Origin of the sequence: Bradyrhizobium diazoefficiens (assembly GCF_016616235.1) — a bacterium.
Classification (GTDB): Bacteria; Pseudomonadota; Alphaproteobacteria; order Rhizobiales; family Xanthobacteraceae; genus Bradyrhizobium; species Bradyrhizobium diazoefficiens_H.
Window position 1 is genome coordinate 2,241,771 of sequence record NZ_CP067100.1, and the last position, 26,312, is coordinate 2,268,082.

The 26,312-nt window shown below is 64.6% G+C and carries 25 protein-coding genes; 10 read left to right on the plus strand and 15 right to left on the minus strand.

Translation table 11 applies throughout. From position 1 onward, the window contains the following. Positions 1-113: 113 nt before the first annotated feature. Together JJB99_RS10585 and JJB99_RS10590 are read right to left on the minus strand one after the other, a co-directional pair. Positions 114-1,391, minus strand: a complete 1,278-nt coding sequence (locus JJB99_RS10585; protein ID WP_200498709.1) for a multidrug effflux MFS transporter — start codon at positions 1,389-1,391, stop codon at positions 114-116. A 318-nt stretch (positions 1,392-1,709) separates the two neighbouring features. Beyond that, positions 1,710-3,539: an aminopeptidase P family protein gene (locus JJB99_RS10590; protein ID WP_200498710.1), complete on the minus strand. Its 1,830-nt coding sequence runs from the start codon at positions 3,537-3,539 to the stop codon at positions 1,710-1,712. A gap of 185 nt (positions 3,540-3,724) precedes the next feature. On the opposite strand from JJB99_RS10590, the gene JJB99_RS10595 reads away from it, so the two are divergent. Next, positions 3,725-3,904 (plus strand): hypothetical protein, encoded by a 180-nt coding sequence (locus tag JJB99_RS10595; RefSeq protein ID WP_200498711.1) that lies wholly within the window; start codon positions 3,725-3,727, stop codon positions 3,902-3,904. Positions 3,905-4,031: 127 nt separating this feature from the next. Here the strand turns inward: JJB99_RS10595 and JJB99_RS10600 are convergent, their stop codons facing one another. Then, positions 4,032-4,919, minus strand: a complete 888-nt coding sequence (locus JJB99_RS10600; protein ID WP_200498712.1) for a 50S ribosomal protein L11 methyltransferase — start codon at positions 4,917-4,919, stop codon at positions 4,032-4,034. A 162-nt stretch (positions 4,920-5,081) separates the two neighbouring features. Between JJB99_RS10600 and JJB99_RS10605 the strand changes: the two genes are divergently transcribed. After that, positions 5,082-5,237, plus strand: coding sequence for a Flp family type IVb pilin (locus tag JJB99_RS10605; protein ID WP_092021903.1), 156 nt, complete (start codon positions 5,082-5,084; stop codon positions 5,235-5,237). A gap of 256 nt (positions 5,238-5,493) precedes the next feature. Here JJB99_RS10605 and JJB99_RS10610 read toward each other — a convergent pair whose 3' ends face one another. Further along, positions 5,494-5,727 carry a hypothetical protein gene (locus JJB99_RS10610; protein WP_200498713.1) on the minus strand — a complete coding sequence of 78 codons (234 nt, stop codon included), beginning with the start codon at positions 5,725-5,727 and terminating at the stop codon, positions 5,494-5,496. Between the two features lie 75 nt (positions 5,728-5,802). Beyond that, positions 5,803-7,413: a phytoene desaturase family protein gene (locus tag JJB99_RS10615; RefSeq protein ID WP_200498714.1), complete on the minus strand. Its 1,611-nt coding sequence runs from the start codon at positions 7,411-7,413 to the stop codon at positions 5,803-5,805. Between the two features lie 239 nt (positions 7,414-7,652). Here JJB99_RS10615 and JJB99_RS10620 point away from each other — a divergent pair, with 239 nt between their 5' ends. Further along, positions 7,653-9,932 (plus strand): fused MFS/spermidine synthase, encoded by a 2,280-nt coding sequence (locus JJB99_RS10620; RefSeq protein ID WP_200498715.1) that lies wholly within the window; start codon positions 7,653-7,655, stop codon positions 9,930-9,932. 161 nt (positions 9,933-10,093) lie between these two features. Here the strand turns inward: JJB99_RS10620 and JJB99_RS10625 are convergent, their stop codons facing one another. Both JJB99_RS10625 and JJB99_RS10630 read right to left on the minus strand, forming a co-directional pair. After that, a complete protein-coding gene (locus JJB99_RS10625) occupies positions 10,094-10,951 on the minus strand; it encodes an alpha/beta fold hydrolase (protein WP_200498716.1) in 858 nt (285 codons plus the stop codon). Between the two features lie 273 nt (positions 10,952-11,224). Next, a complete protein-coding gene (locus JJB99_RS10630; protein WP_200498717.1) occupies positions 11,225-12,028 on the minus strand; it encodes a L,D-transpeptidase in 804 nt (267 codons plus the stop codon). A 356-nt stretch (positions 12,029-12,384) separates the two neighbouring features. Between JJB99_RS10630 and JJB99_RS10635 the strand changes: the two genes are divergently transcribed. Next, on the plus strand, positions 12,385-12,705 hold the full coding sequence (locus JJB99_RS10635) for a hypothetical protein (RefSeq protein WP_200498718.1): 321 nt from the start codon (positions 12,385-12,387) through the stop codon (positions 12,703-12,705). 11 nt (positions 12,706-12,716) lie between these two features. Here JJB99_RS10635 and JJB99_RS10640 read toward each other — a convergent pair whose 3' ends face one another. Both JJB99_RS10640 and JJB99_RS10645 read right to left on the minus strand, forming a co-directional pair. After that, positions 12,717-13,478 (minus strand): ABC transporter permease, encoded by a 762-nt coding sequence (locus tag JJB99_RS10640; protein ID WP_200498719.1) that lies wholly within the window; start codon positions 13,476-13,478, stop codon positions 12,717-12,719. Continuing rightward, the gene (locus JJB99_RS10645; protein WP_200498720.1) at positions 13,475-14,398 is read right to left on the minus strand and encodes an ABC transporter ATP-binding protein; all 924 of its coding nucleotides are present in this window, start codon (positions 14,396-14,398) and stop codon (positions 13,475-13,477) included. The genes JJB99_RS10640 and JJB99_RS10645 overlap by 4 nt, the downstream gene beginning before the upstream one ends. Positions 14,399-14,686: 288 nt before the next feature. Here JJB99_RS10645 and JJB99_RS10650 point away from each other — a divergent pair, with 288 nt between their 5' ends. Beyond that, on the plus strand, positions 14,687-15,412 hold the full coding sequence (locus tag JJB99_RS10650; protein WP_200498721.1) for a hypothetical protein: 726 nt from the start codon (positions 14,687-14,689) through the stop codon (positions 15,410-15,412). On the opposite strand, the gene JJB99_RS10655 is transcribed toward JJB99_RS10650, so the two are convergent. Next, the gene (locus JJB99_RS10655; RefSeq protein WP_349629011.1) at positions 15,409-15,927 is read right to left on the minus strand and encodes a hypothetical protein; all 519 of its coding nucleotides are present in this window, start codon (positions 15,925-15,927) and stop codon (positions 15,409-15,411) included. The genes JJB99_RS10650 and JJB99_RS10655 overlap by 4 nt on opposite strands. After that, positions 15,879-16,067, minus strand: coding sequence for a CoA transferase (locus tag JJB99_RS10660; RefSeq protein ID WP_200498722.1), 189 nt, complete (start codon positions 16,065-16,067; stop codon positions 15,879-15,881). Before JJB99_RS10660 ends, JJB99_RS10655 begins: the two co-directional genes overlap by 49 nt. 145 nt (positions 16,068-16,212) lie before the next feature. Between JJB99_RS10660 and JJB99_RS10665 the strand changes: the two genes are divergently transcribed. Genes JJB99_RS10665 through JJB99_RS10675 form a run of 3 tightly spaced genes read left to right on the plus strand, consistent with a single transcriptional unit; the run spans position 16,213 to position 20,967 of the window. Continuing rightward, the gene (locus JJB99_RS10665; protein ID WP_200498723.1) at positions 16,213-18,147 is read left to right on the plus strand and encodes an autotransporter domain-containing protein; all 1,935 of its coding nucleotides are present in this window, start codon (positions 16,213-16,215) and stop codon (positions 18,145-18,147) included. A gap of 37 nt (positions 18,148-18,184) precedes the next feature. Beyond that, a complete protein-coding gene (locus JJB99_RS10670) occupies positions 18,185-19,390 on the plus strand; it encodes an ABC transporter substrate-binding protein (protein WP_200498724.1) in 1,206 nt (401 codons plus the stop codon). 47 nt (positions 19,391-19,437) lie between these two features. Beyond that, positions 19,438-20,967, plus strand: a complete 1,530-nt coding sequence (locus JJB99_RS10675) for an aldehyde dehydrogenase (RefSeq protein ID WP_433995758.1) — start codon at positions 19,438-19,440, stop codon at positions 20,965-20,967. 9 nt (positions 20,968-20,976) lie between these two features. Here the strand turns inward: JJB99_RS10675 and JJB99_RS10680 are convergent, their stop codons facing one another. The 3 genes from JJB99_RS10680 to JJB99_RS10690 all read right to left on the minus strand — a co-directional run bounded on the left by JJB99_RS10680 (position 20,977) and on the right by JJB99_RS10690 (position 23,379). Continuing rightward, on the minus strand, positions 20,977-21,510 hold the full coding sequence (locus JJB99_RS10680; protein ID WP_200498725.1) for a helix-turn-helix domain-containing protein: 534 nt from the start codon (positions 21,508-21,510) through the stop codon (positions 20,977-20,979). A 374-nt stretch (positions 21,511-21,884) separates the two neighbouring features. Beyond that, entirely contained in the window at positions 21,885-22,493 is a 609-nt protein-coding gene (locus JJB99_RS10685; RefSeq protein WP_200498726.1) for a TMEM175 family protein, read from the minus strand. A 13-nt stretch (positions 22,494-22,506) separates the two neighbouring features. Beyond that, entirely contained in the window at positions 22,507-23,379 is an 873-nt protein-coding gene (locus JJB99_RS10690; RefSeq protein ID WP_200498727.1) for an alpha/beta fold hydrolase, read from the minus strand. A 142-nt stretch (positions 23,380-23,521) separates the two neighbouring features. On the opposite strand from JJB99_RS10690, the gene JJB99_RS10695 reads away from it, so the two are divergent. After that, positions 23,522-24,142, plus strand: coding sequence for a CGNR zinc finger domain-containing protein (locus JJB99_RS10695; RefSeq protein WP_200498728.1), 621 nt, complete (start codon positions 23,522-23,524; stop codon positions 24,140-24,142). 128 nt (positions 24,143-24,270) lie between these two features. Further along, positions 24,271-25,215: a LysM peptidoglycan-binding domain-containing protein gene (locus tag JJB99_RS10700; RefSeq protein WP_200498729.1), complete on the plus strand. Its 945-nt coding sequence runs from the start codon at positions 24,271-24,273 to the stop codon at positions 25,213-25,215. 5 nt (positions 25,216-25,220) lie between these two features. On the opposite strand, the gene JJB99_RS10705 is transcribed toward JJB99_RS10700, so the two are convergent. Continuing rightward, positions 25,221-26,294: a tartrate dehydrogenase gene (locus JJB99_RS10705; protein WP_200498730.1), complete on the minus strand. Its 1,074-nt coding sequence runs from the start codon at positions 26,292-26,294 to the stop codon at positions 25,221-25,223. Positions 26,295-26,312: the final 18 nt, after the last annotated feature.

Sequence of the window (26,312 nt, forward strand, 5' to 3'; positions counted from 1 at the left end):
TGATCCAGTACTCCGAGACGACTATAGTTCATTGAAAGCCGCGGCGTACTGGATCCCCCGCTTTCGTGGAGGATGACACCGAGCGTACCGTGACAGCCGTCGCGCGGCGACGGCTACATCATCCCGCTCTCTTCCTCCTCGGCCTGCTCGATCAGCGTCTCGCTCACCAGGATCTCGTGGCGGGGGACGACGAAGATCATCATGCAGGCGCAGAGCAGCGAGATCGCCAGCACTGCCGACGTCAGTGGCAGCGTCGTGGCGGAATGGCCACCGAGATAGGCGCCGAATTGCGACATCAGCGCGCCGATGCCCTGCTGGAGGAAGCCCATCGCGCCCGAGGCGGTGCCGGCGGCTTCAGGGCGGATGCTGATGGCGCCGGCCGCGGAATTCGCCATCACGAAGGCATTGCCGGCCATCACGATCATCTGGGTGCCGAACAGCCAGGCGGGCGCCTCGTTCGAGCCGGTAAAACTCCAGACCAGGTTCAGTAGGCTGCCGCAGAGCTGCAACGCCAGCCCGAACCAGATCAGCTTCTCCAGCGAATGCCTGGGTGCAAAGCGTACGCAGAGCAGATTGCCGACGAGATAGGCAAAGCCGGTCGTTGCGAACCAGGCGCCGTATTCGGCGCTGGTCCGGCCCATCTGCGTCACCACGATGTATGGACCGCCGCCGGCAAAGGTGAAGATGATCTGCGAAGCCAGCACCTGACACATCACGTAACCGACGAAGGCGCGGTTGCGGATGAGAATGCCGACGTCGCCGCGGAAGCCGCTGCCGGCGGCGCGGGTGCGGCGCGTCTCCGGCAGCGCGATCGCGATGCCGACAGCGACGATGATCGCGCCGACGGTGATGGCGTAAAAGATCGCGCGCCAGCCGAACGCGGTCTCGATCAGGCCGCCGGTCAGCGGCGACACCATCTGTCCGATCATCAGCGCTGCGACCACGAGGCTGATCATCGAGGCGACGCGATCGCGCTCATAGATGTCGCGGATAATGGCGCGGCTCACCACCATGCCGGCGGCGCCGCCGAGTGCTTGGAAGAAGCGCGCGGCGATCAGCTGCGGCAGGGTCTGCGCGAAGATGCAGGCGACGCTCGCCGCGACCATTAGCGTGAGGCCGCAGAGGAGCACCGGGCGCCGCCCGAACCTGTCCGACAGCGGCCCCATCATCAGCTGCGACAGCGCGATGCCGACCATGTAGAACGACACCGTCATCTGCGCGACCGAGATGTCGCTGCCGAACGTCGTCGCCAGCACCGGCAGCGCCGGGACCAGCATGTAGAGTGAGATCGGGGCAATCCCGGTCATGACGACCAGGAGCAGCAACACCACGCGCGAGGTCGCGAGGTTCTTCATCGCCGCTTCCGGCGGTTTGCTGATCATGCCGTGCATGCGCGTCCGTCTCGTTCGAATTTCGAATCGGACTGTAGCGTGCTCGCACAAGACGGATATCGGTGTTTCGGAATGCAGCTATACGGATTCCGGGACTGTGATGATTGCAGCGCGATGATGGCCGATTGGGCGCTCGCTTCATTCCGCAAAACGGCGTCATCGCCCGCGAAGGCGGGCGATCCAGTACGCCGCGGCCGCTCCGCATACGTATTCTGCCTCCGGAATACTTGATTGCCCGCCTTCGCGGGGAATGACGGCGATATGTGGAGAAGCAGCATTGCGCTAATCGCGTAGGGCCATGCATCGCCCGGCCCGCGCTTACGCCGTCAGCTCCGCCGTCGCCTGGTCGAGCCACGCCTTCGTCGCCTCATCCAGCCCCTCGCGCACAGCGGCCCGGACGCGCGCGTGGTAGGCGTTGAGCCAGTCGAGCTCGTCGCGGCTCAGCATCGCCGTGTCGATCAGCCGGCGGTCGATCGGCGCCAGGGTCAGCGTCTCGAACGCGTTCATCGGCTTCTCGGCGCCCTTGATGTCGGCGGCGACCACCAGCTCGAGATTCTCGATGCGGATGCCGAAGCCGTCGGTCTTGTAATAGCCGGGCTCGTTGGACAGGATCATGCCGCGCTTCAGCGGCGTGGTGCCGAGCTTCGAGATCCGCGCCGGTCCTTCGTGGACGCTGAGATAGCTGCCGACGCCATGGCCGGTGCCGTGCTCGAAATCGATGCCGGCGGCCCAGAGATATTGCCGCGCCAGCGTGTCGAGTTGCGCACCGCTGGTGCCGTCCGGGAAGATCGCGCGCGCGATTGCAATGTGGCCGCGCAGCACGCGGGTGAAGCGGTCGCGCATCTCGGCCGTCGGTTCGCCCACCGCCATGGTGCGGGTGACGTCGGTGGTGCCGTCTTCATATTGCGCGCCGGAATCGATCAGCAGGAGGTCGCCGGGCGCGATGCGCCGGTTGCTCTTGCGGGTGACGCGGTAATGCACGATGGCGCCGTTCGGGCCGGTGCCGGAGATGGTCGGGAACGACACATCTTTCAGCGCACCGGTCTCGCGGCGGAACGTCTCCAGCGCCTCGACGGCGTCGATCTCGGTGAGCTTGCCGCTTGGCGCCTCGCGGTCGATCCATGCGAGGAAGCGGGCCAGCGCCACGGCGTCGCGGACATGAGCCGTCTTGGTGCCGGTGATCTCGGTCGCGTTCTTGACCGCCTTGAGCAGCGCGACCGGATCGTTGCCGCGCACCGGCTTGCCGCCGGCGCCCGCGATCAATCGGCTCAGCGCGTCGGCCGCCGTGGCATTGTCGAGCGCGATCGCGGCGCCGCTTCCAGCCAGCGCCATCAGCGTCGGAGCCATCGCATCGGGCTCGCGCACGTCGGCGGACTGCTCGAGATGGTCGCGCGTCAGGTTCGAGAGCTTGCGGCGATCGATGAAGATGGTGGGACGGCCGTCCTTCGGCACCACTGCATAGGACAGCGGCAGCGGCGTGTGCGCGACGTCGGCGCCGCGGATGTTGAAGGTCCAGGCGACGGCATGGCTGTCGGACAGCACCAGCGCGTCGACGCCGAGCTTGTCGATCTCGCTCCTGATCTGCGCAATTTTCGCGGCTTCGGCAACACCGGCATGTTGCAGGCCGTGCACCGCGACCGGGGCGAGCGGCGGCTGCGGCCGGTCGTGCCAGATCGCATCGACCGGATTGCTGTCGACGGCGACCAACTCGGCGCCGGCCTTAGTGCAGGCAGCAGCGAGGCGTTCGGCTGCCGCAGAAGTGTGCAGCCACGGATCAAATCCTAGGCGGTCGCCCGCCTTCAGATGCGCCGATAGCCAACTTTCCGGCGGCGGATCGATCAGCGATTCCACCGCCCAGGCCTTGGCGTCGACCTGCTTGGCGGCCTGGATGGTGTAGCGCCCATCGACGAACACTGCGGCCTCCTGCGTCAGCACCACGGCCAAGCCTGCCGAGCCGGTAAAGCCGGTCAGCCAGGCCAGCCGTTCTTCCGACGGGGGCACATATTCGTTCTGCTGCTGGTCGGCCCGGGGAACGACGAAGCCGGTCAGCTTGCGGCGGGCGAGCTCTTCGCGGAGCGCGGCGAGGCGCGCCGTCAACGCGACGCCGGCCTCGGGCTCCTCGAATGTCTGGAAATGCGCTTCGAACATGCGCTCAATCTAGGACCATGGGGATCGCTCCGCAATCCGGACGCATTTGCGTCGCATCTGGCATGGAGTGTGCTTGAAATATTCCATTCGAATTGAGTGGAGTTGGGGGATGCGGCAGTTGCGCTTCGTCCGGAGAACAGGGACATTCGAGCAGGTGGTTCATCGCAGCGGCGAGGGGACACACGATGCCAGCGTTCATGTTTGAGAAGATTTCGCCGCCGGTCCGCCGCGCTCCGGCCGCATCGAGCCCGAAGAAGCCGCGCGGCCTCATCAGCCAGATGATCGACCGTTTCGCCGAACGTCGCGCCCGGCGCGTCTTGCAGGGCGAGCGCGCGATGCGGCAGGACGAGAAGCGGGCGGAGTAGGGCGGAGTCTCGTGGGCAAAGGCGCGAAGCGCCGTGCCCACGATGCTTTCCGAATTCGCGGCCGGAATGGTGGGCAGGCTTCCGCCGTCTCTCTTTGAGCTATGGCGGACAAGTCGCTTTGCGCGCCCTACGAAAGCTTCCGCAGCAGCAGACTGCTCCACCCCTCGATCCGCAGATGCCTGAGCGGCGCGAGGCCGCGTGCGCGATAGGCGGCGATCACGGCGGGAGCCTGGTGGGTGAGCAGGCCGGAGAGGATGACGCGGGCGCCAGGCGCGAGGTGCCGCGCCATCGGACCCGCCAATTGCCTGAGCGGGTTGGCAAGAATGTTGGCCAGCACCAGGTCGAACGGGCCGCATCTGGCGAAATCGGGCGCGGCGAAGCCGGTGGCACGGATCACCCGGACGCAGGTGCCGACGTCGTTCAGGTCAGCGTTCTCGGCCGCCACCCGCACCGAGGGCGGGTCGATGTCGGAGGCCAGCACGGCACGATGCAGCGCCTTCGCCGCCGCGATGGCGAGCACGCCGGTCCCGGTGCCAAGGTCGAGCAGGCTCCGCGGCCGGGAACTCTTGAGGACATGGTCAAGCAACAGTAAACAGCCGCGGGTGGTGCCGTGGTGGCCGGTGCCGAAGGCGAGCGCCGCCTCGATCTCGATCTTGAGCTTGTTCGGCGCGACGCGGTCGCGGTCGTGGCTGCCGTGCACGACGAAGCGTCCGGCCGGCACCGGGACGAGATCTTCCAGGCTCGCCTTGACCCAGTCCTTGGCCTCGACGGTATCGAAGGCAAGGGTCGCGGCAATGCCAGTTCCTGCCGCGTTTGCAACGAGTTCGCGCAACAATTCCTGGTCCGGCGCCTCGGCGAAATGCAGCGTGACGTCCCATTGTCCGTCCGGCCGCTCGAACGCCGCGACGGCGGCATCGCCCTCGAAGAACACCTCGGTGAGCACGTCGACGACGTGTCGCGCCGCGGCCTCGTCGGGAAGCGAAAAGCTGGCACGGTGGGTGGGGGAAGGCTGCATCCTGGGGTTCCGTGGGTTCAATTTCTGGAACTTTCGTTCTCAATTTTCGTACAACTTGCGCTGCGCCGATTAACCTGACCTCAGGTTGTGGTCCGTAGATTTGCGGATGTTGGGGCTGACCAACACAGCTTGAAATGGAAATGGAGGCGAGTCTTGAAGCGCATGGTTTTGAAGTTCTGGTCCGATGAGTCCGGCGCGACCGCGATCGAATACGGCCTGATCGCGGCTGGTATCGCGTTGGCGATCATCACGGTGGTGAACAGCCTGGGCAGCACGATGAACGACAAGTTCGGTTCGATTAGCAGCTCCTTGAAGTAATTTCCGCCTCCCATTCCCAGCGGGGGCACCTTTCTTCATAGACAGCAGTTTCGACGACCGCCCGCACGGGGAATTGCCCCTGGCGGGCGAAGTCGTTTTGGGGGCGGTTCTCACAGGAAAGCCACAGCTTGTCCCGTGGTTTTCCCAACGCTGTCCACCGCCTTATCCCGCCGTCCGTCCCCCGGTTTTCCAGCGCCTTTTCAACCGGGTTTGCCCGACTGCCAACAAGCGGCGCCGCTGCCCTCTCCATAGTGTCTCAGTTCGAAATTTCACGGTCCCTGCGATCAGGAAAGGACTCGTAGGCCGTAACCATCCGGCTCACACAATCATCAAAATCTTTCCCTTTGGCGTCGGGATATAGTCCTTTGCACGTGCTCCAAGCGTCTCTGAAATGAGCGCTAAACTTCGGGTCAGGCTTGTTAGCTGTCAGCTTCAAAGCGAAGATGGCACCAAATATCAGCACCGCGGCGGCGATCGCGACTCGTTTCATTGCTGCGCCCCTCCCTTGCCAAGCACTGAGACACTACCGCCCTCTCACAGCTTTGTCCCCGGCCCATCCACAGACCTATCCACGGCTTCCGAACAGCGAGCGGTGATCCCGCAGGATCGCCTGCGCCGCGTTATGGCCGGGGGCGCCGGTGACGCCGCCGCCGGGATGGGCGCCGGAGCCGCAGTGGTAGAGGCCCTTGAGGGGCCCGCGGTAATCGGCGTGACCCAGCATCGGCCGGGCCGAGAACAACTGGTTCAAGCTCAGCGCGCCGTGGAAGATGTCGCCGCCGAGCAGGCCGAACTGCCGTTCGAGGTCGAGCGGCGAGAGGATCTGGCGGCCGAGCACGCTGGCCGCAAAGCCCGGCGCGTATTTATCCACCGTTGCGATCATGAGATCGGCGACCTCGTCGCGATGGTCGTCCCAGGATTTGCCGTCGGGAAGCTCCGGCGCGACGTGCTGGCAGAACAGGCTCGCGACGTGCTGGCCTTCGGGCGCCAGCGTGTCGTCGAGCGTCGAGGGAATCAGCATCTCCACCACAGGCTCTCGGCTCCACCCCCGCGCGCGCGCATCGAGATAAGCGCGATCCATGTAGGCAAGGCTCGGCGCGATGATGATGCCGGAGCTGAGATGATCGCCTTCGCCTGATAGCGCCGTGAAGGAGGGCAGACGGTCCAGTGCCACGTTCATGCGGAAGGTGCCGGAGCCGTTCTTCCAGTGCCTGATGCGGGCGAGGAAATCGGCGGGCAGGGCATCGGCTGCGATCAGCCGCGTATAGAGCAGCTTTGGATTGACGTTGGCTGCGACATACTTTGCGCGGATGGCGGTGCCGTTCTCCAGCACCACGCCGACGGCGCGGTCGCGCTCGATGATGATTTCGCGCACGCCGGCATCAAGGTCGATCGCGACACCGCGGCTCTGCGCGGCGCGGGCCATCGCCTGCGTGATCGCACCCATGCCGCCGATGGCGTGGCCCCAGACGCCCTTCTTGCCGTTCACCTCGCCGAAGGCGTGATGCAGCATCACATAGGCGGAGCCGGCGGCGTAGGGGCTGGCGTAATTGCCGACGATGGCGTCGAAGCCGAACAGCGCCCTGACGAGATCATGCTCGAACCGCTCGTCCAGCATCTCGCCGGCCGAGCGGGTGAAGAGATCGAGCAGGCTGCGGCTTTGCTCCAGCGTGAGCCCGCGCAGGATGTTGGCGCTCTGGAGCGCGTTCACGGCCTCGCGGATCGCAGCCGGGCCGAAACCATCGAGCAGGTTCGGCGGCGCGCGCAGCACGAACTGCCGGAGCACGTCGGCGATGTCTTCCAGCTCGCGCGAGAAATCATCGAGCGCGGCCGCATCATGCGCGCTGAGCCGCGCGACCGAATCCTTCGTCCGTCCCTCGCCGGTGAGGAGATACTTGCCATCGGACGCGGGCAGGAAATTCTGCGCGCGCCGCTCGACGATTCGCAGGCCCTGCTCGGCGAGACCGAGGTCGCGGATCACCTGCGGATTGAGCAGGCTCACGGTGTAGGCGGCGACCGAATTGCGGAAGCCCGGATGAAACTCCTCGGTGACCGCGGCGCCGCCGACCACCTTGCGGCGCTCGACGACGCGCACGCGCAGGCCCGCACTGGCGAGATAGGCCGCGCAAGTGAGGCCGTTATGGCCAGCGCCGATGATGACGACGTCGGTTTCGGTCATGAGAATTCGTGGCCCAGTCTACCGTCATTCCGGGGTTCGCGAAGCGAGAACTACGGTGCGTGCTTCCGCACCGGAGAATCTCGAGGTTCCGGGTTCGATGCCTTGCATCGCCCCGGAACGACATCTGTATATCAAGCATTCCCCACCGCAACATCACGCGCCTCTTTATTGCCCGTTCAGGCGCCGTGTGCTCCATTGCGCCCGTCCGGCGCCCGCCGGGGGTTTGAGCCGGAGCTTCCATGGATTCGATCCTGCAACCCGCCGCCACGGAGCAGCCGTCGTCATCGCGCAACCGGCTGCTGCTGACGGTCTACACTGCCGCGATCTTCGTCAGCGCATTGCTGCTGTTCTCGGTGCAGCCGCTGTTCACCAAGATGGTGCTGCCGCGGCTCGGCGGCTCGCCGGCGGTGTGGTCGGTGGCGATGGTGTTCTTCCAGTCGCTGCTGCTCGCCGGCTACGCCTATGCGCATCTGTTGATGCAGGTGAGAAACCGCATCGTTCCCGTCGTGGTGCATCTGGTGCTGCTGGTCGCGGCTTTCGCCACCCTGCCGCTCGGCATCGCCTCCGCCTATGGCGAGCCGCCGGCGTCGGGCTATGCGGTCTGGCTGCTCGGCCTGTTCGTGGTCTCGATCGGCCTGCCGTTCTTCGCGCTCGCCGCCAACAATCCGCTGCTGCAGGCCTGGTTCGTCCGCACCGGCCATCCCGCCGGGCACGATCCTTACTTTCTCTATGCCTCCTCCAACATCGGCAGCTTCCTTGCGCTATTGTCCTATCCCTTCCTGCTCGAGCCGATGTTCACGCTGCACACGCAGAACCGGCTCTGGACCGGCGGCTATGGCGTTCTGATCCTCCTGATCGCCGCCTGTGGCGTGCTGCTGCTGCGCTCGCCGAAGCTGCCCGTGGTCGATGCGCAAACCGAGGAGATGAACGCGCCGGCGCCAAGTCTCCTGACGCGGCTGCGCTGGATTTTCCTCGCCGCCGTGCCGTCCGGCCTGCTCATCGCGGTCACCGCGCACATCTCGACCGACGTCGCGGCGGCGCCGCTGCTCTGGGTGCTGCCGCTGTCGCTCTATCTGCTCACCTGGGTGGTGGTGTTCCAGTCGCGGCCGCTATTGCCGCACAAATGGATGCTGATGCTCCAGCCGGTGGCGATCGCCGGCGTCATCGTCCTGCTCGCTTTCGGCGGCGAGCAGAACCTGCTGCTGACCCTGGGCGCTCACCAGCTCTGCTTCTTCGTCATCGCCATGGCCTGCCATGGCGAACTGGCGCGGACCCGGCCGGCCGCCAAATATCTCACCGGCTTCTATGTCGCACTGTCGTTCGGCGGCATGGTCGGCGGCCTCTTTGCCGGCCTCGTTGCTCCCTTCACATTCTCGTGGATCGCCGAATATCCGATCCTGGTTGCGCTTGCCGCGCTGTGCCGGCCGCCGGCCAGCGAGCGTCTCGCCGGTGTCGTCAAATGGTACTGGCTGGTGCTCGCCGCGCTCGCGGTCGCGCTCGTCGTGCCATCCACCACCACGGGCGGTCTTTCGACCTGGCTCGAGGATCATCGCGTCTGGGTCGCCGGGGCCGTCGGCGTGCTCGCCGCACTGCTCGCGCTGACGTTCAACGCCGGCCGCTGGAAGATCTTCGCCACCGTCGCGCTCGCGCTGGCGTTGATCCGCATCTATCCCGCGGACGAAGGCCGCGTCACGACGGTGCGCAGCTTCTTCGGCGTGCACAAGATCGTGGTGACGCCCGGCGGCCATTTCCACGTGCTGATGCACGGCACCACCATTCACGGCGCCGAGCGCTTCCTCAACGATGACGGCACGCCGGTCACCGGCCGGCCCGAGCTGATCACCTATTATCACAAGGACGGTGGCATCGGTCAGGCCGTCACCGCGATGCGCGAGCGCAAGGGCGGTCCGCTGAAGGTTGCCGCAATCGGCGTCGGCTCGGGCACGCTCACTTGCGCCGCCGAGCCCGGCGAGGACTGGAAATTCTTCGAGATCGACCAGTCCATGGTCGACGCCGCAAGCGACCCGAAGAACTTCCGCTACATCTCGAGCTGCATGCCGGACCTGAAGCCTGTGATCGGTGATGCGCGTCTCACCTTCGCCAGGGAGCCGGACGGCGCCTATGACCTCATCATCGTCGATGCCTATTCGTCGGATGCGATCCCGATCCACCTCGCGACCGAAGAGGCGATGAAGATCTACAAGGATAAGCTCGCTCCACACGGCGCGGTGGTGATGCACGTCTCCAACCGGCATCTCGATCTCGAGCCCGTCGTGGTCGGCATCGCCGATGCCAATGATTTGAAGAGCTGGGTCTACAACGAGGATTCGGGGCGCGATTCCGACTACATCTTCTCGACTGACGTCGTCATCTCCGCGCGCGATGCTGCCGACGTCGGCAGCATCGCGTCCTCCAAGCAATGGGAGGAAACCGAAGCCGACGACAGGGTGCGGGTCTGGACCGACGACTATTCCAACATTCTGGGCGCGCTGTACCGGCGGCTAAGGGACGGGGAGTGAGCTTCGCGCCACAAAGGGACTCGTGCCCCGGACGCAGCGCAGCGCTTCTTTAGCGGTGCGCTGCGTCCGGGGCCCCACGCTGCGGCTTTCTGGGTCCCGGCTCTGCGTCGCGTCATTTCATGCCGCGCCGTGTCCGGGACAGGAGAGTTACGAATGAGCGCTCAACGCTCAGGCGCCGCGGCCGCCAACTGGTCGATGGTGGGCCGCGACTTTGCCAGGCGCGGCAGGTTGAACGGGCTGTCGTCCTCGCCGAGCTCGTTGAGGAAGTCGTGCACCGCGCCTTCGATGAAGCCCTTGACCTGGTCCGAGCCGCGGTCACTGAGATCGTTATGCTGGAATTCGGTCTTCACCACCTGAATGCCGGCCTTGGCGCAGGTCTCGTCATCAGGGACGACGCCTGGATCGGGCTTGAACTGCGGATCCTTCGAGCGGAAGGACAGGATCTTGATCCTGCCGTCGATGACGAAGGGCACGCGCAGATTGTCGAGCGTGACGACCTTCTTCACCAGCTCCGGATGGAGCTTGGCGAAGTACATCGAGACGTCGCCGCCGTTCGAATGGCCGACCAGAGTGAGGTGGCGGTAATCCGCATTCGGGTAGAGCTGCTTGAGCCGGTCGATCGTGAACAGGATGTTGGCGATGCCGCGGTTGTATTGCGAGCGGCGGCCGACATATTCCTCGCCGGCCTTCGTCACCATGGGATCGTCGGTCGAAAGATCGTGCTGGATGCTGGCGACCAGATAGCCGCGCGCGGCGAATGTGTTGGTGAGGAACGAGTACTCGGTATGCTTGACCGTGTTGCCGTGGCTGAGGATCACCACCGGCAGCTCGATCATTTCGGCGATCGACTGGATCTCGCGGTCGCGGCGCACCGAGATTTCGACGGTCACGTCGCGGCCATCGCGCAGGATGTCGGCCATCTCGACAGTCTTGTGGCGGATCACCCATTTGCCGGCAACGAAATAGAAGAAGCCCATCAGCGCCGCGGCTGAGGCGAAAACGGCAATGCCTCGCTTCATGGTACTCTCCGCATCTGGCGTTCAAATCGCGGCGGACGAGGGGCGAGGGTGGGCCGGTCTTGATGTCGAGTGCACCACAAGATCCCAGCCCCGCCGTCCTTGCTCTATGAATGGTGCGGACGGTATTGCCGGGTTTTTACAGCGGAATGACCGACCGTCCGCCGGAGCGGCCAGGTGGCTCGATTCTCTCGCAAAAGTGAGGGAATGGTCGACGGAGGATCTCGGCGCGACCGGCCTTGATTGCGCGAACGGCCACGCCGGGTTCAATTCGCGTCAGTTCTGGTAGTAATAGCCGCGCGGCTGATAAACTTGCCGCGGCTGCGGCTGATAATAACCGCCCTGCTGGCCATAGGCCGGGTCGTAGGTCGGCTGCGGTTGCGGCAGCTGCTGGTAGGCCTGGGCCCCATAGGGGCGGGTGATCGGGCGCGGTGCCGGATAGCGCGCGCCGGTGTCGCTGCCATCGGCCGGATAGATGTAATTGTCGTCCTGCGGCATGTAGCGGCGGGCGGGCTGCGCCGGCGGCGCCAGGTTCACGGGATCGCCAGTGGTGGCGTACTGTTCTTCAGCAGGCTCCTGCGGGGCGCGAGCGATTGCGGTGTTGGCGCGGCCGCGCGGATTGCGCGCCAGCGCGACCTGCGCCGAGCCGGTCAGCGTCACCGTGGTGTTGAGCACGCCCTGTTGCTGCACCAGCGCGTAGAGCGTCGAGGCGTTCTGGCGCGACAGCCGCACGCAGCCATGCGAGGCAGGCGTGCCCAGTCGACCGACCGAGTCGGTGCCGTGGATGGCGTGGCCGATCTTGGTGAAGAAGATCGAATGCGGCATCGGCGCGTCGTCGAATTCCTTCGAGAAGTGATCCTCTTCCATGCGGAAGGCGCGGAAGCTGCCGTTCGGCGTCTCGCGTGAGGGGATGCCGGTCGACACCGGCCAGTGATAGCGGGTCACGCCGTCGACGACGACAGTCATCTGCTGATTGTCCTTGTCGATGGTGATGTCGACCTTGGCCTGCGCGGTGCCCGCGCTCAAAAGCATCAGGGAAGTGAACGCGATTAAAAATGAACGCATCCGAGGGAAACGCATCTGAGGGAAACGCATGTGAGGAAAACGCATCTGAGTCCTGGCCTCCGGCCTGTTCACGCTAGGCGCCGCGGCTCTCCGTCCCCGGCATGCACTATGCCTGCAATCCGGCTTTCGTTCCAGCGGCCTGCCCGCCCATCGTTAACGCGATGCCTGATGTAAGCAAGGCCGCTTGGTGCCGCCCCGGCTTCGGCGGTGCTGACATTTTCGCGAGCGCATATATGCGTTTGCAACGCCGACAATTCGTCACAAAGGCGCAACCATTTGGCCGCTTCGCGCGTTGATCGTGGCCACCTCGACGGGCGGCGCCCGCCGTCTCACGCCCGTTTATTTCCCTTGTTATTTCCCTGGGACCGAAGATGAACAAAGCCCGTATCGCCGCCGTGCCATCGGCCGGCCTGCCCGTCCGCCTGCTGTTTGCAGCCGCCGCCGTCCTGCTCGCGCTATTGGCGCTGCCGCAGGCCGGCCATGCCCAGGGCATCGTGCGCGGTGCCCAGGAGGGCTCCTATGAAGGCAACCGGATCGCCGGCCCGGTGGGCGGCGCGGTCGGAGGCGTCGTCGGTGCCGGCGTCGGCGGCGCTGTCGGCGCCGTCGAGGGCGTGCTCGGCATTCCCCATCGTCATTACCGTCACTGCCGCGGGTACTATGACGGATATCACCGCTTCCATTGCTATCGGTGACGTCGCTGCCGTCAATTCTTCAGCCGATATCCGGTGCGGAAAATCCACCAGATGATGGCGAGGCAGATCACCAGGAACGCCGTGGTCATGCCGATGCTGACGGACACGCTGACGTCGGCGATCTCGTAGAAGCTCCAGCGGAAGCCGGAGATCAGATAGACCACCGGGTTGAGCAGCGCCACCGTGCGCCAGGTCGGCGGCAGCATGTCGATGGAATAGAAGCTGCCGCCGAGGAAGGTCAGCGGCGTCACTAGCAGCATCGGGATCATCTGCAGCTTCTCGAAGCCGTCGGCCCAGATGCCGATGATGAAGCCGAACAGGCTGAACGTCACCGCCGTCAGCACCAGGAAGGTCAGCATCCAGACCGGATGGTGGATGTGCAGCGGCACAAACAATCCGGCGGTGGCGAGGATGATCAGGCCGAGGATGATCGACTTGGTCGCGGCGGCGCCGACATAGCCGAGCACGATCTCGAAATAGGAAATCGGCGCCGACAGGATCTCGTAGATCGTGCCGGTGAATTTCGGGAAATAGATGCCGAACGAGGCGTTGGCGATGCTCTGCGTCAGCACCGAGAGCATGATCAGACCCGGCACGATGAAGGTGCCATAGCTGACGCCTTCGACCTGGCTGATGCGCGAGCCGATCGCGGCGCCGAACACCACGAAATAGAGCGAGGTCGAAACCACCGGCGAGACGATGCTTTGCAGCAGCGTGCGCCAGGTACGTGCCATTTCGAACAGATAGATGGCGCGGATGGCGCGGTGATTCATGACGTCCTCACGAGGTCGACGAAGATGTCCTCGAGCGACGATTGCGTCGTGTCGAGATCGTTGAAGCGGATGCCGGCGGTGCGGAGGTCGCCAAGCAGGCTGGTGATGCCGGTGCGGTCACCCTTGGTGTCGTAGTCGTAGACCAGCGTCGCGCCGGAATCGCAGAGGTCGAGCTTGTAGGGGGCGAGGCTGTCGGGCAGCGCGTTCAGCTTGCCCTGCAGATGCAGCGTCAGCCGCTTCTTGCCGAGCTTCTGCATCAAGGTCGTCTTGTCTTCGACCAGCACGATCTCGCCCTTGTTGATGACGCCGATGCGGTCGGCCATCTCCTCGGCTTCCTCGATGTAATGCGTGGTGAGGATGACGGTGACGCCGGACTGCTGAAGGGTGCGCACCACCTCCCACATGCCCTTGCGCAGCTCGACGTCGACGCCGGCTGTGGGCTCGTCCAGGAACAGGATCTGCGGCTCGTGCGACAGCGCTTTCGCGATCATGACGCGGCGCTTCATGCCGCCGGAGAGCGTGATGATCTTGTTGTCCTTCTTGTCCCACAGCGAGAGGTCTTTCAGCACCTTCTCGATGTGGGCGGGGTTCTTCGGCTTGCCGAACAGGCCGCGCGAGAAGCTCACCGTCGCCCACACGCTCTCGAAGGCGTCGGTGTGCAATTCCTGCGGCACGAGGCCGATCAACGAGCGCGCCTTGCGGTAGGAGGTCTGGATGTCCTCGCCGCCGACGAGGACTTTGCCCTCGCTGGGATTGGCGATGCCGCAGATGATCGAGATCAGCGTGGTCTTTCCCGCGCCGTTCGGTCCGAGCAGCGCAAAGATCTCGCCGCGCTTGATATCGAGATTGATGTTCTTGAGCGCCTTGAAGCCGGACCCATAGGTCTTCGACAGATTGGCGACGGAAATGATGGAGGACATGGTGGCCGCAGAGCTGAGGGGGCAAAAGCTGGGGAGGGCAGGCTGGAACCGTCCGGGAGGCGGTCAGCGGAGCCCTGAAATAGGAATGCTCTTGCCCACCCGCAATTGTCCGGAGAAAAATGGCCTCAAAACCGGCGCTTCGGTGGCAGGTTTCGGGCAAGTGTTGCGCGATGGTCACGGGCTGTGGCTAAGATTGCCGCTCACGCGCCTCTTTGTTGCGTCTGCGAGCAGGCCGTGGCTACGATTCCGGCCAATCGCGAAGCGTATTGTCCCCAGGGAAAAACATCGATGAGACCGAACGGCCGTCACACCGCCGGCACCAGCCAATTGTCCGCCCTCCGCGTGTGGGCGATGGGCCTGCTCCTGCTGTCAGCTGTTGCCATCAGTCCGGCCCCGGTCAGGGCCGCGCCGAGCCAGGCCGCGACCGCAACAACGCATGTCTATCTGCTGCGCGGCGTGCTCAACATCTTCTCGCTCGGCCTCGACACGATCGGCGCCCGCCTCCAGGCCCAGGGCATCCCGGTGACGGTCGCCAACTTCGTGTCCTGGTCCTCGCTCGCCGATGAAGCTGCGACCGCCTACAAGGCCGGCCGCCTCAAGACCATCATCCTGGTCGGCCATTCCTCCGGCGCGACTGCGCTGCCGGACATGATCGCCAAGCTCAACCAGCTCGGCGTTCCCGTGAAGCTCGCGATCGGCCTCGATTCCGTGTTCAAGACCAAGCTCTCGACCGGCGCCGAGCGCTACATCAACATCTACATCGGCGACGGTCCCGGCGAGCCGGTGCGGGCCGCGGCCGGCCTGCGCGGCAGGCTCGACAATGTCGACGTGCGCGGCAGCGGACTCGGCCACATCTCCATCGATAAGAACGAGGCGATCCAGCGCCGCGTCATCGCCGAGATCGACGCCGCGATTGCGCGCTCGCGTGCACCGGCAGCCCCGGTCGCCGAGCCCGGCGCGCCCGCAGGGCCGCGGCCGGCGCGTTCGGCGGCGGCGGTACCGGCAAGGAATTAGCCCCTTACCGTCCATTGGGTGGAGGATCGCGCGCCACCATCGACGGCAGCTCGCGCGACAGAGCGATCAGGCCCTCGAGGTCGAGACCGGTCTCGATCCCGGTTTGCTGAGAGGTTGACGAGATCCTCGGTGCACACATTGCCCGAGGAGCCTGGTGCAAATGGATAGCCGCCAAGCCCGCCGAGTGCTGCATCGAAGCGCAACGCGCCGGCATCGAAGGCGGCCATGACATTCACCAGCCCAAGTCCGCGCGTGTTGTGAAAATGCAGCGTCAGCGCGTCGCTTGAGACGATGCCAAGCAGGTGTGACCCGCTGACTAGCGAGGCGCGGGTTGTCCATGCCCGCGGTGTCGGCGAGCGTGATGCTTCGCGCGCCGAGGTGCAGATAAGTTTCGACAATTCGAGCCACTTTCCGTCGCGAGCCCATCGGAAGATTTGAGATCGAGCGCGACCGACTTCTTGTCGCGCTATTGCAGATACCGCCACAGCGACGTGCCCTGATGCAGCTTGCGCCATTTGCGCAAGGGATCGCCCTGGCCCGGCTGCTCGATCTTGACGATGTCGGCGCCGCACTCAGCCATCAGCCGCGCCGCAACGGATGCGGCAATCAACGTTCCGAGCTCGAGCACGTAGATGTCGGCGAGCGGACCTTTCATCTCTGACGGTCTCCTCCGATGACTGATTGGAAAAATCTCCTATAGAAGATTTCTCTTTCATAATAGAAAATCCGTGCTAGCCTTCCCGGCAACAAAGGCGCGAAAGACGCCGCTCAGGGACGAAACGCAAAACGGGGAGGTCACCGTGCGACTGAAGTCAGCGGTACCGGCCGCAGCATTGCTGCTGGCCGCGGGAATGCCTGTTGCCGGCGCGCAGGCGCAGCAATCGGGGACGATCTACGGATTTGGCGACAGTCTGCTCGACGTATCGCGCAATTGTCCGATCGCGTTTCCACAATCGGCGCCGTACGGCGCCTGCGGCAATGGCCGCGGCTCGCTGCAATGGCTGTCGATGCTGACCAGCTACAGTTTCAACAAGGCCAACGACTATGCCTACAACGGCGTCGGCAACGGCGTCTTTCCGGCCTTCAACGGTGGCCCGACGGTGGCCCAGCAGATCGTCGAATTCACCAGCGCTGGTCGAACTTTTCAAGCGAACGACGTGATCGTGGTCGGCGGCATGCCGAACAATTGGGCCGCAATGTTCCTCGGAATTCCTGATCCGAACGGAGCGCCGTACACGCCGCAGACCTTGTCTGCAGCAACGCTGTCCCAGCAATACAACAACTTTGCGCAGCTCATCAAAGCCGGTGGGCATAATTTCATTGCCGAGAACATGTTCAGTTCGGCGACCTACAACTGGTACAATCTCGGCGGATTCTATCCGTTTGGGCCGCCCTACAATCAGATTCCCGATCTGCCGGTGGCTCGTCAGTTCTTCGGCCTCGTCAACGATAATCTCGCGGCGACGCTCGCGCCGCTGGCGCGGCCCGGAGTCCGTATTCACGTCGTCGATCTCGCCGCGATCTACACCAAAGCCTACACCGATCCAGCGAGCCTCGGCTTCAAGACCGGCACCGCTTGCGTGTTCGATCCAGGTTGTCTCGCAGCCTCCAAGGACGTGCAGAACCAGCACTTCATGTTCGACCTGCATCCGACCGATGCCGGTTATGCCGTGATTGCGCGCTACGAGGCCAATCTTCTCGCGGCGCAAGACGGGCTGGCTGCGCAGGGCGACATCGGGCAGATCGCGGCACAGAACTTCTCGAACTCGATGTTCTCGCGGCTCGATGCCTATCGCGCCAGCGATCCGCGCGTGACGGGGATGGCGTCGCAGGCCTATGCCTCGATGGATCGGCCGGCCATGAGCACCAAGGCGCCGCCGACGCGCGTCGCTTCCGAATTGCCGCTCTCGGTCTATCTCGCGGCCGCCTATGGCAGCGGCAGCCGCGGCGATCGCTTCAGCGCCGATGGCAACGGTCTCGGCTTCGACTATACGCTCGCGGGCGGCACCTTCGGCGCCGACTACAAGGTCGATCCCAACATCCGCGTCGGCGGTGCGCTCAACTACACCAATCCCGTCGCCAATCTGAACTGCGGTGGCGGGCACCTCAACGTCGACAGCTATCAGATCGGCGGCTTTGCATCCTTCACCTACCCGCATCTGCTCACCGATGTGGTCGCGACCTACGGCCGTCATTCCTACCGGATCGACCGGCCGGGCGTCGTCGACACGATCCGCGGCAGCACCACCGGCGACACGTTCACGGCGGGGTTCAAGTCGGCCTATTTGTTCGACGTCGGCAGCTTGAGGGTCGGCCCGCTGGCCGGTCTCGTCTACGACTATACCAATGTGAATCCCTATACCGAGACCGGCGATCCGATCCTGACCCAGGCAGTCTCCCGCCAGACGCTGCAGGGGCTGACGGGCAGCGCCGGCGTGCAATTCCGCATGCCCGTCATGGTGGCGACGCGCGCGGTCAATTCCTTCCTCAACGTGACCGCCGAGCACGACTTCCTCGGTGGCGCCCGCACGCTGCTCTCGGCGGAAACGGTCGCGCTCGCGCTGCCGATCTACACCGTGGTGCCCGGCAATCCCGATCGCACCTATGGCAAGGCGGTGGGCGGCCTCAGCACGGCGCTCACGGGCAATGTCAACGCCATGCTGACCGCGGCCGGCACGTTTGGAAACAGCAATCCGCAATTCGCCGTCCAGGGCGCCGTCAGAATAGCGTTCTGACCGCCATGAGAACGAACAATCACATCAGGAGGGAAACATGACCGTGTCACTGCTTCGCGCTGCCTCGCTCGCCATGCTGTTCGCTGCCGCGCCCGTGGCCGTCTCCGCCGAGGACGCACCGTTCCGGATCGGCGTGATCGACGACATGTCGGGCGTCTATTCCGGCAATGGCGGACCCGGTACGGTGCTCGCCACGAAAATGGCGGTCGAGGATTTCGGCGGCAAGGTGCTGGGGCGGCCGATCGAGGTCATTTCCGCCGATCACCAGAGCAAACCCGACATCGGCGCCGCGCTGGCGCGTCAGTACATCGAGCAGCAGGGCGTCAGCGCCATCATTCCAGGCGGCGCAAGCTCGGTCGGCCTCGCCGTGCAGGCGATGGCGCGATCGCTGAAGAAGACCACGCTGGTCAGTGGCGGCTATGCAGCCAATTTCAGCGGCGACGGCTGCTCGCCCTATGGCACGCAATGGGCGCCATCCACGAGCGAGCTCTCCAAGACCATCGCCAAGGGCATCGTCGAGGCCGGCGGCAAGAAATGGTTCTTCATCGTTGCCGACTATGTGTTCGGCAAGAATCTCGCGGCCGACGCCGGCGAGACCGTGAAGGCGTCGGGCGGCCAGGTCGTCGGACAAGTGCTGCATCCCCTGAACGTCACTGATCTGGCGTCGCAGCTGCTGGCGGCACAGGGCTCCGGCGCCGACGTGATCGGGCTTGCCAATGCCGGGCCCGATCTCGTGCTTGCGATCAAGCAGGCCAGGGAGTTCGGCGTCAGCGCCAAGCTTGCGACCATGCTGGTGTTCGAGAACAACGTCACCGCGCTCGGGCTCTCCACCGCACAGGGCCTGCGGCTTGCCGCCTCATTCTACTGGGATCTGAACGATGAGACGCGCGCCTGGTCGAAGCGCTTCATGGCCCGCAGCGGCAACGCGGTCCCGACCATGGGTCATGTGCTCGCCTATCTCGCCACCACCCACTACCTCAAGGCAGTCGCGGCCGTTGGCTCCGACGATGCCGCGCAGGTGCAGGCGAAAATGCTGCAGCTGCCGATCGAGGGCAATCTGATCCAGCATGCGCATATCCAGCCGAACGGCCGCGTCGTCTCCGACATGCACATCTTCGAGGTGAAGAGCCCGCAGGACTCGAAGAGCCCGGCGGATCTCTACAAGCTGGTCGCGACGCTGCCGGGAGACGGGTTGTTCGTGCCGGCCGAGAAGAGTGGGTGTCCGTACCTCGCCGTGAGGTAACGGGCGCCGTTTGCAATTGAGGTGTTGTCATGACTGCGGAAGGATCGATGCACACGATGTCGCCTGATGGCACGGCGCAGGCAAATGCCCCGGATCAGCTCCAGGCCTTCCGGATGTACATCGACGGCGAATGGTGCGAGTCGGCCTCCGGGCGCTGGCTGGAGACCAAGAATCCCTATACGGGCAAAGCTTGGGCCGTCATTCCCAGGGGCAATGCTGACGATGTCGACAGGGCGGTGCAGGCGGCCAACCGCGCCTTTGTCGGCGGTCCCTGGGCGACCATGCATCCGAGCGACCGCGGTTTGCTGCTGCACCGGGTTGGCGACCTGATCGCGGCGAATGCGGAGCGGCTGGCCGAGCTGGAGGTGCGCGACAACGGCAAGCTCAAGGTCGAGATGCTCGGCCAGATGAAATATCTGCCGCGCTGGTTTCAGTACTATGGCGGGCTTGCCGACAAGATCGAAGGCCGCATGCCGCCGACCGACAAGAAGGGCATGCTGCACTACGTGTCCTACGAGCCGATCGGCGTCGTCGGCGCAATCACGCCATGGAATTCGCCGCTGCTCCTGACGGTGTGGAAGATCGCGCCGGCGCTCGCCGCCGGCAATACGCTCGTGATCAAGCCGTCCGAATTTGCATCCACGTCCCTCCTGGCGCTGGTCGAGCTGTTCGAACAGGCCGGCTTTCCCAAGGGCGTCATCAATGTCGTCACCGGTCTCGGCGCCGAGACCGGCGAGCCGCTGGTCGAGCATCCCTTCGTCGACCGGATCGCCTTCACCGGCGGCAATCTCGCCGGCCGGAAGATCTACGAGGCGGCGGCGCGGCAGTTCAAGCGGGTCTCGCTCGAGCTCGGCGGCAAGTCGCCGAACATCGTGTTCGGCGATGCCGGCATCGAGGACGCCGTCAAGGGCGTCATCTCCGGCATCTTCGCCGCAAGCGGCCAGACTTGCATGGCGGGCTCGCGGCTGCTGTTGCATTCGTCGATTCACGACACGTTCCTGGCGCGCCTCGTCGAAGTGACGAGGGCGGCCCGCCTTGGCGATCCCAACAGCCCCGAGACGGATGTCGGGCCGGTCGCAACCGAGCAGCAGCTCCAGAAGGTCCTGGACTACATCACGCTTGCCAAGGCGGAGGGGGCTCGCTGCATCCTCGGCGGTCGTCGCGCTTCCGGGGGCGATTGCGGCGACGGCTGGTTCGTCGAACCGACGATCTTCGCCGATGTCACCAACGGCATGCGGATCGCGCGCGAAGAGGTGTTCGGCCCGATCCTGAGCGTCATCAAATTCGATACCGATGACGAGGCCATCGCACTCGCCAACGACACGCCGTTCGGTCTCGCCGCGGGACTCTGGACCACCGATCTCGCGCGCGCGATGACGCTGCCGAAGCGGCTGCGCGCGGGCACGGTATGGGTCAATGCGTACCGGGTCGTGAGCTATCTGTCGCCGTTCGGCGGCTTCAAGGAATCCGGCATCGGACGGGAGAACGGCATTGAGGCGATTTACGAATATCTGGAAGCGAAGAGCGTCTTCATCAATCCCAAACCGTCGATCTCCAATCCATTCACCTTGCAATGACGCCGCTGGCTAGGAGCGGCGCCGACGAATGACCAGATAGTAGGCGCAGGGCGTCCTGCCCGCATTGATGAAGCGATAGGAATCGCGGACGTCGAAATAGAAGGAGTCGCCGGTCTCGAGCACGTAGTTGGCTTCGCCGGTCTGCACCGTCAGCTGCCCCTCATGCACCACGAGATATTTCTCGGTTGGCACCTTGTAGGGCGGCAACTCGCCGGAGGATTCTCCCGGCGGAATCCGGTGGAGCAGAAACTCCAAATCGTTGTCCAGATGCGTCGGCGACAGATTGTGTCGCTCGAACCCGGTCTCGGCATCCCGGAACGCGAGGCGGTTCGCCTTGCGAATGACGGACACCTGAGCAGGATCCGGCTCTGCGCCCATCAAGGCCGACATCGAGACGTTGAGCCCTTTGGCAATCCGCACGATGATCGCGAGCGTCGGGCTCTTCTCGCCGCGCTCGACCTTGGACAGCATGGCGCGGCTGACGCCGGACTGGCTGGCAAACTCCTCGAGCGTCAGGCCGGCTTGCGTCCGCAGCCGTTTCACCCGGCTGCCAACCTCAATGACCAGCGCGTCGTCACTTGCGCGGCTGGGCCGCGTCTGTCGCTTGCCTTTCGTTCCCGTCTTGCCTGGGGCGGCGACTTCGTTCGCAGACGGGTCGGAGGCGCGCTTTGGTCGATGCGTTGGCGATCTGTCATGCATTCAGAAAATTTGCGGCTCGAGACATTGTGGGGCCATAGTCTCAGAACTTCGCGCAGGTCTCAAGGTCGGTAGTGCCCCGGCTTGGGTGGAAACCACCGCTCAGCGAGGCTGAGCAGCGCAGCTTGCTGGATTTGTTGAACCGGATTCTGCCGTTCTAGACTGCGGTACCGCTACGTCGGGCTCGCTGCGGCGATCGCAGCAGAGGCAACCCGTGTCCGCTATGCCCTGTCATCGACGGATCCGGCTTCTTCCGCCCCCGGAGCCTCCGGCTTCAGGTAAACGATCAGGCAGCAGCAGCACATCACGAGCCCCGCGACCGGGAAGCGCAAGGCGACCACGGCCGCGAACGCGAAGACGACAAGCGTCAGAATCGCGCGGATGCGCATGATCCTGCGCTCCCGTGGCGGGACCTCGCTGACAGGCGCGCGTCCGACCAGATCCCAGATCAGCGCGACATAGGTCGCGTTCACCAGGAAGAACACCGCGGCGTAGAACGCAACCGGCTGCGGTGCGAGCTCGCTCACCGCCATCCAGGCGGTGGAAAGCGGCAGCAGCGACACCGAGAACAGATGCGCGAAATTGAACCACATCAGCCGCGGCGTCGCTTCGCTGGCATAGCGCATCAGGTGGTGATGGTTGGCCCAGACGATCGCGATGAAGACGTAGCTCACCGCATAGGAGAGCCAGGTCGGCCACAGCGCCAGCAATGCCGTGATGGTCGGGATTTCGGGCGGCCGAAGCTCCAGCACCAGCACCGTGATCAGGACGGCGAATACGCCGTCGGAGAATGCGCTGAGCCGTTCCGGAGTCCGTCTCGCATGGGCCATGGCCGCCGCTCCATCACACCGATTTCACCTCGAGCTTGCCGAGGAAATCGCGGATGCTGTCCGCGATCTCCCGCGCATGCGTCTCCAGCGCGAAATGGCCGGTGTCGAAAAACTGGACCACCGCGTTGGGATTGTCGCGCTTGAACGCTTCGGCGCCGGGCGGGATGAAGAATGGATCGTTCCTGCCCCAGACCGCCAGGAACGGCGGCTTGTGGTTACGGAAATAGCTCTGGAATGCCGGATACAGCGCGACATTGCTCTTGTAGTCGCCGAACAGGTCGAGCTGCACCTCATCGGAACCTGGGCGTGCGAGATAAAAGTTGTCGAGGTTCTGGCCGTCCGGCGACACCAGGACCGGATCGGGGACACCATGGGTGTATTGCCAGCGCGTGGCCTCCGGCGTGAGGAAGCCGCGCAGCGCCTCGCGGTTGGCGGGCGAGGGGTCCTGCCAATAGGCCTTGATCGGAGTCCAGCCATCGCTGAGGCCGTCCTCATAGGCGTTGCCGTTCTGCGAGATGAGTGCGGTGATCCGCTCGGGATGACGCAGCGCCAGCCGGAAGCCGGTCGGCGCGCCGTAGTCGAAGACGTAGACGGCGAAGCGGTCGAAGCCGATCACTTCGGTGAAGCGATCGATCACCTGCGCGATATTGTCGAAGGTGTAGCGAAAGGTGTGGCGCGCCGGCATATCGGACTGGCCGAAGCCCGGAAGATCGGGCGCGATGATGTGGAATTTCTCCGCGAGCAGCGGGATCAGATCGCGGAACATATGGCTTGCGCTCGGGAAGCCGTGCAGCAACAGGAGCTTTGGTGCGCTCTTGGGGCCCGCCTCACGATAGAACACCTTGAAGCCGTCGACGTCGGCGGTGCGATAGGTGATCGAGGACATGGCTGTCTCCATTGTTTTATGGTAACCGTCTATATGGCTAGATACAGGTTACGTACCTCCTCCGTAACTTGTCAACTCGCATTTTAGTGGTTACTAAGGTCGTGCCTGATCCAGACTGCCGAAGACCCTTCAGAGACCGCGCATGGACCGCCCGCCCGCTATGTTCATCGCCGACGCACTCGGCCTCGATTTTCTCAACTCTGTCGCGACGCCAGTCGATACGCCCATCGATTGGCTCGACGATGGCGATGGCCTGCTCGACTGGCTAGCGCAGGCCAAGCTGGTGCCCATCGCGGAGCTGGACGCGCTGAAGGCGCGCGCAAAGCCGGGCGAGCTCGATAAGGTCGCAGGTGAGGCGCGCGCGTTGCGCGAATGGTTCAGGGGATTTGTTCGCGAGCATGCGGGCCGGCCGCTTGGCCCGACCGCGCTGCAGGAACTCGGTCCGCTGAACAACCTCCTGGAGCAGGACGAATTGTTCAGCCGGATCGAGCCGCGATACGACAATGGCCATCATGGCCTCGCGCTGCGGATGACGCGGCGCTGGCAATCATCCCAATCCTTGCTGCTGCCCATCGGCGAGGCGATGGCGAAGTTCGTCTGCGAGGAAGACTTTTCCGACGTGAAGGCGTGCGAGGGTCATCACTGCACGATGCTGTTCGCCGACCACACCCGCAGGCGCGCGCGGCGATGGTGCACGATGGCGATTTGCGGCAACCGGGCCAAGCAGGCGGCGCACCGCAGCCGGCTCAAGAACAGGCCGTGACAGCGACCAGCAGGGCTGGCAAATGCTGTGGGCCAGTCACCGCCCAATTCCGTGCCCCAAAATCCACCCAATCGGCGGTCACTAAGCCCCGTGGAGGCTTGTAATACCGTGGTGGGACTACTGACCTGATGATCGATTTGAGGCGAGTTGTCGTGCTGGCAGCGTTTGCGCTGCTCGCCTTGAATCCGGTGATGGCCGCGGCATCTCCGGCCAAGTCGAAGCCGGCAGCGACCCCCGCCGTGCCCGTCGCACCGCCGCCCCCGCCGTTCGAGCCGCTAGCGCCGCCGAAAATCTACCTGTTCCGCGGCGCCATGGGTCCGATCTTCTCGACCGGCATGGACCGGCTGGGCGAGAAGCTGACCAAGGCCGGTTTCTCCGCCGATGTTTATGAATTCACCATCTGCCGGTTCATCGGTAACCGCGCCATCGCCAGCTACAAGGAAGAGCCGGCGCCGATCGTGCTGATCGGCCATTCCATGGGCGGGCTGTGCTCGATCGTCATCTCCGAGATGGCGGCCAAGGAGAACATCCCAATCAGCCTCGTGATCGCCATCGACCCTGCGCATGCGACCGGCGACGTGCCGCTCAATGTCGAGCGCTTCATCAACATCTTCCTCTCCGACAGCGTGCTCGGCGGCGGCGATGTCGTGGCCGTGCCCGGCTATCGCGGCCATTATGCGAGCTACGATCTGAAGGAAAACAGCCGCGTCTCGCACATCAACATCGAGAAGTCGGACGACATCCATCGCCAGATCGTCGAGATGGTGACGCAGCTGCCGCGCATTCCGCCGCAGACCCAGGCCGATGCCGTGCCGCTGCGCTATCTCGTGCCCGGCGATACGCTGGTCGAATTATGGGATAGCGGCGTGCGGGTGCCGGTGCGCCGCGGCGACACCATGGAGAGCATCGCCGCGGCCAATCGCGTGCCGCTGTGGACGCTCGCGCAGAGCAACTCGCTCGCAGAGGACGCGCCGCTCACCCCCGGCCAGACCATCATCGTTCCGCGCCATCTGACGCCGCCTCCGCCGGCCGCGGCAATGGCGACGCCGCCTCCGCCGGCTGGGCGGAAATAGGGCGTTCACACATTCGACCCGTGGATCGCGTCGATCACGGCGTCGGTGACCTCCTTCGTCGTCGCCTTGCCGCCGACATCGGGCGTGAGCACGCCGGCGGCGCAGACGCGCTCGACGGCAGCCATCAGCCGTGATGCCGCATCCTTCTCGCCAAGATGCTCGAGCATCTGCGCGCCGGTCCAGAAGGTCGCGACCGGGTTGGCGATGCCCTTGCCGGTGATGTCGAAGGCCGAGCCGTGGATCGGCTCGAACATCGAGGGGAAGCGACGCTGCGGATCGATGTTGCCGGTCGGCGCCACGCCGAGGCTGCCGGCGAGCGCGCCGGCGAGGTCGGAGAGGATGTCGGCGTGGAGGTTGGTCGCCACGATGGTATCGAGGCTTTTCGGATGCAGCGTCATGCGCACCGTCATGGCGTCGACCAGCATCTTGTCCCAGCTCACGTCGGGGAATTCGGTCGCGACTTCGGCTGCGATCTCGTCCCACATCACCATGCCGTGGCGCTGCGCGTTCGACTTGGTGACGACGGTCAGGAATTTGCGCGGCCGCGACTGCGCGAGCTGGAATGCGTACCGCATGATGCGGGTGACGCCGACGCGGGTGAACACCGCGACCTCGGTGCCGACCTCTTCCGGCAGGCCCTTGTGCGCACGGCCGCCCATGCCGGCATATTCGCCTTCCGAATTCTCGCGCACGATCACCCAGTCGAGATCGCCGACGCCGACATTGCGCAGCGGCGAGGCGACGCCCGGCAGGATCTTGGTCGGGCGCACATTGGCGTATTGGTCAAAGCCCTGGCAGATCGGCAGGCGCAGACCCCACAGCGTGATGTGGTCGGGCACGTCAGGAGCGCCGACGGCGCCGAAATAGATCGCGTCGAACTTCTTCAGCTCAGTGAGGCCGTCGGCCGGCATCATCACGCCATGCTTCTTGTAATAGTCCGAGCCCCAGTCGAACGTCTTGACGTTGAAGGCGAGGTCGCCGCTGCGTTTTGCCAGCGCCTCCAGCACGCGCACACCGGCGGAGATCACCTCGGGGCCGATGCCGTCGGCGGGAATGGCTGCGATCGAGTGCGTGCGCATGAAAGGCTCCGTTTGCGA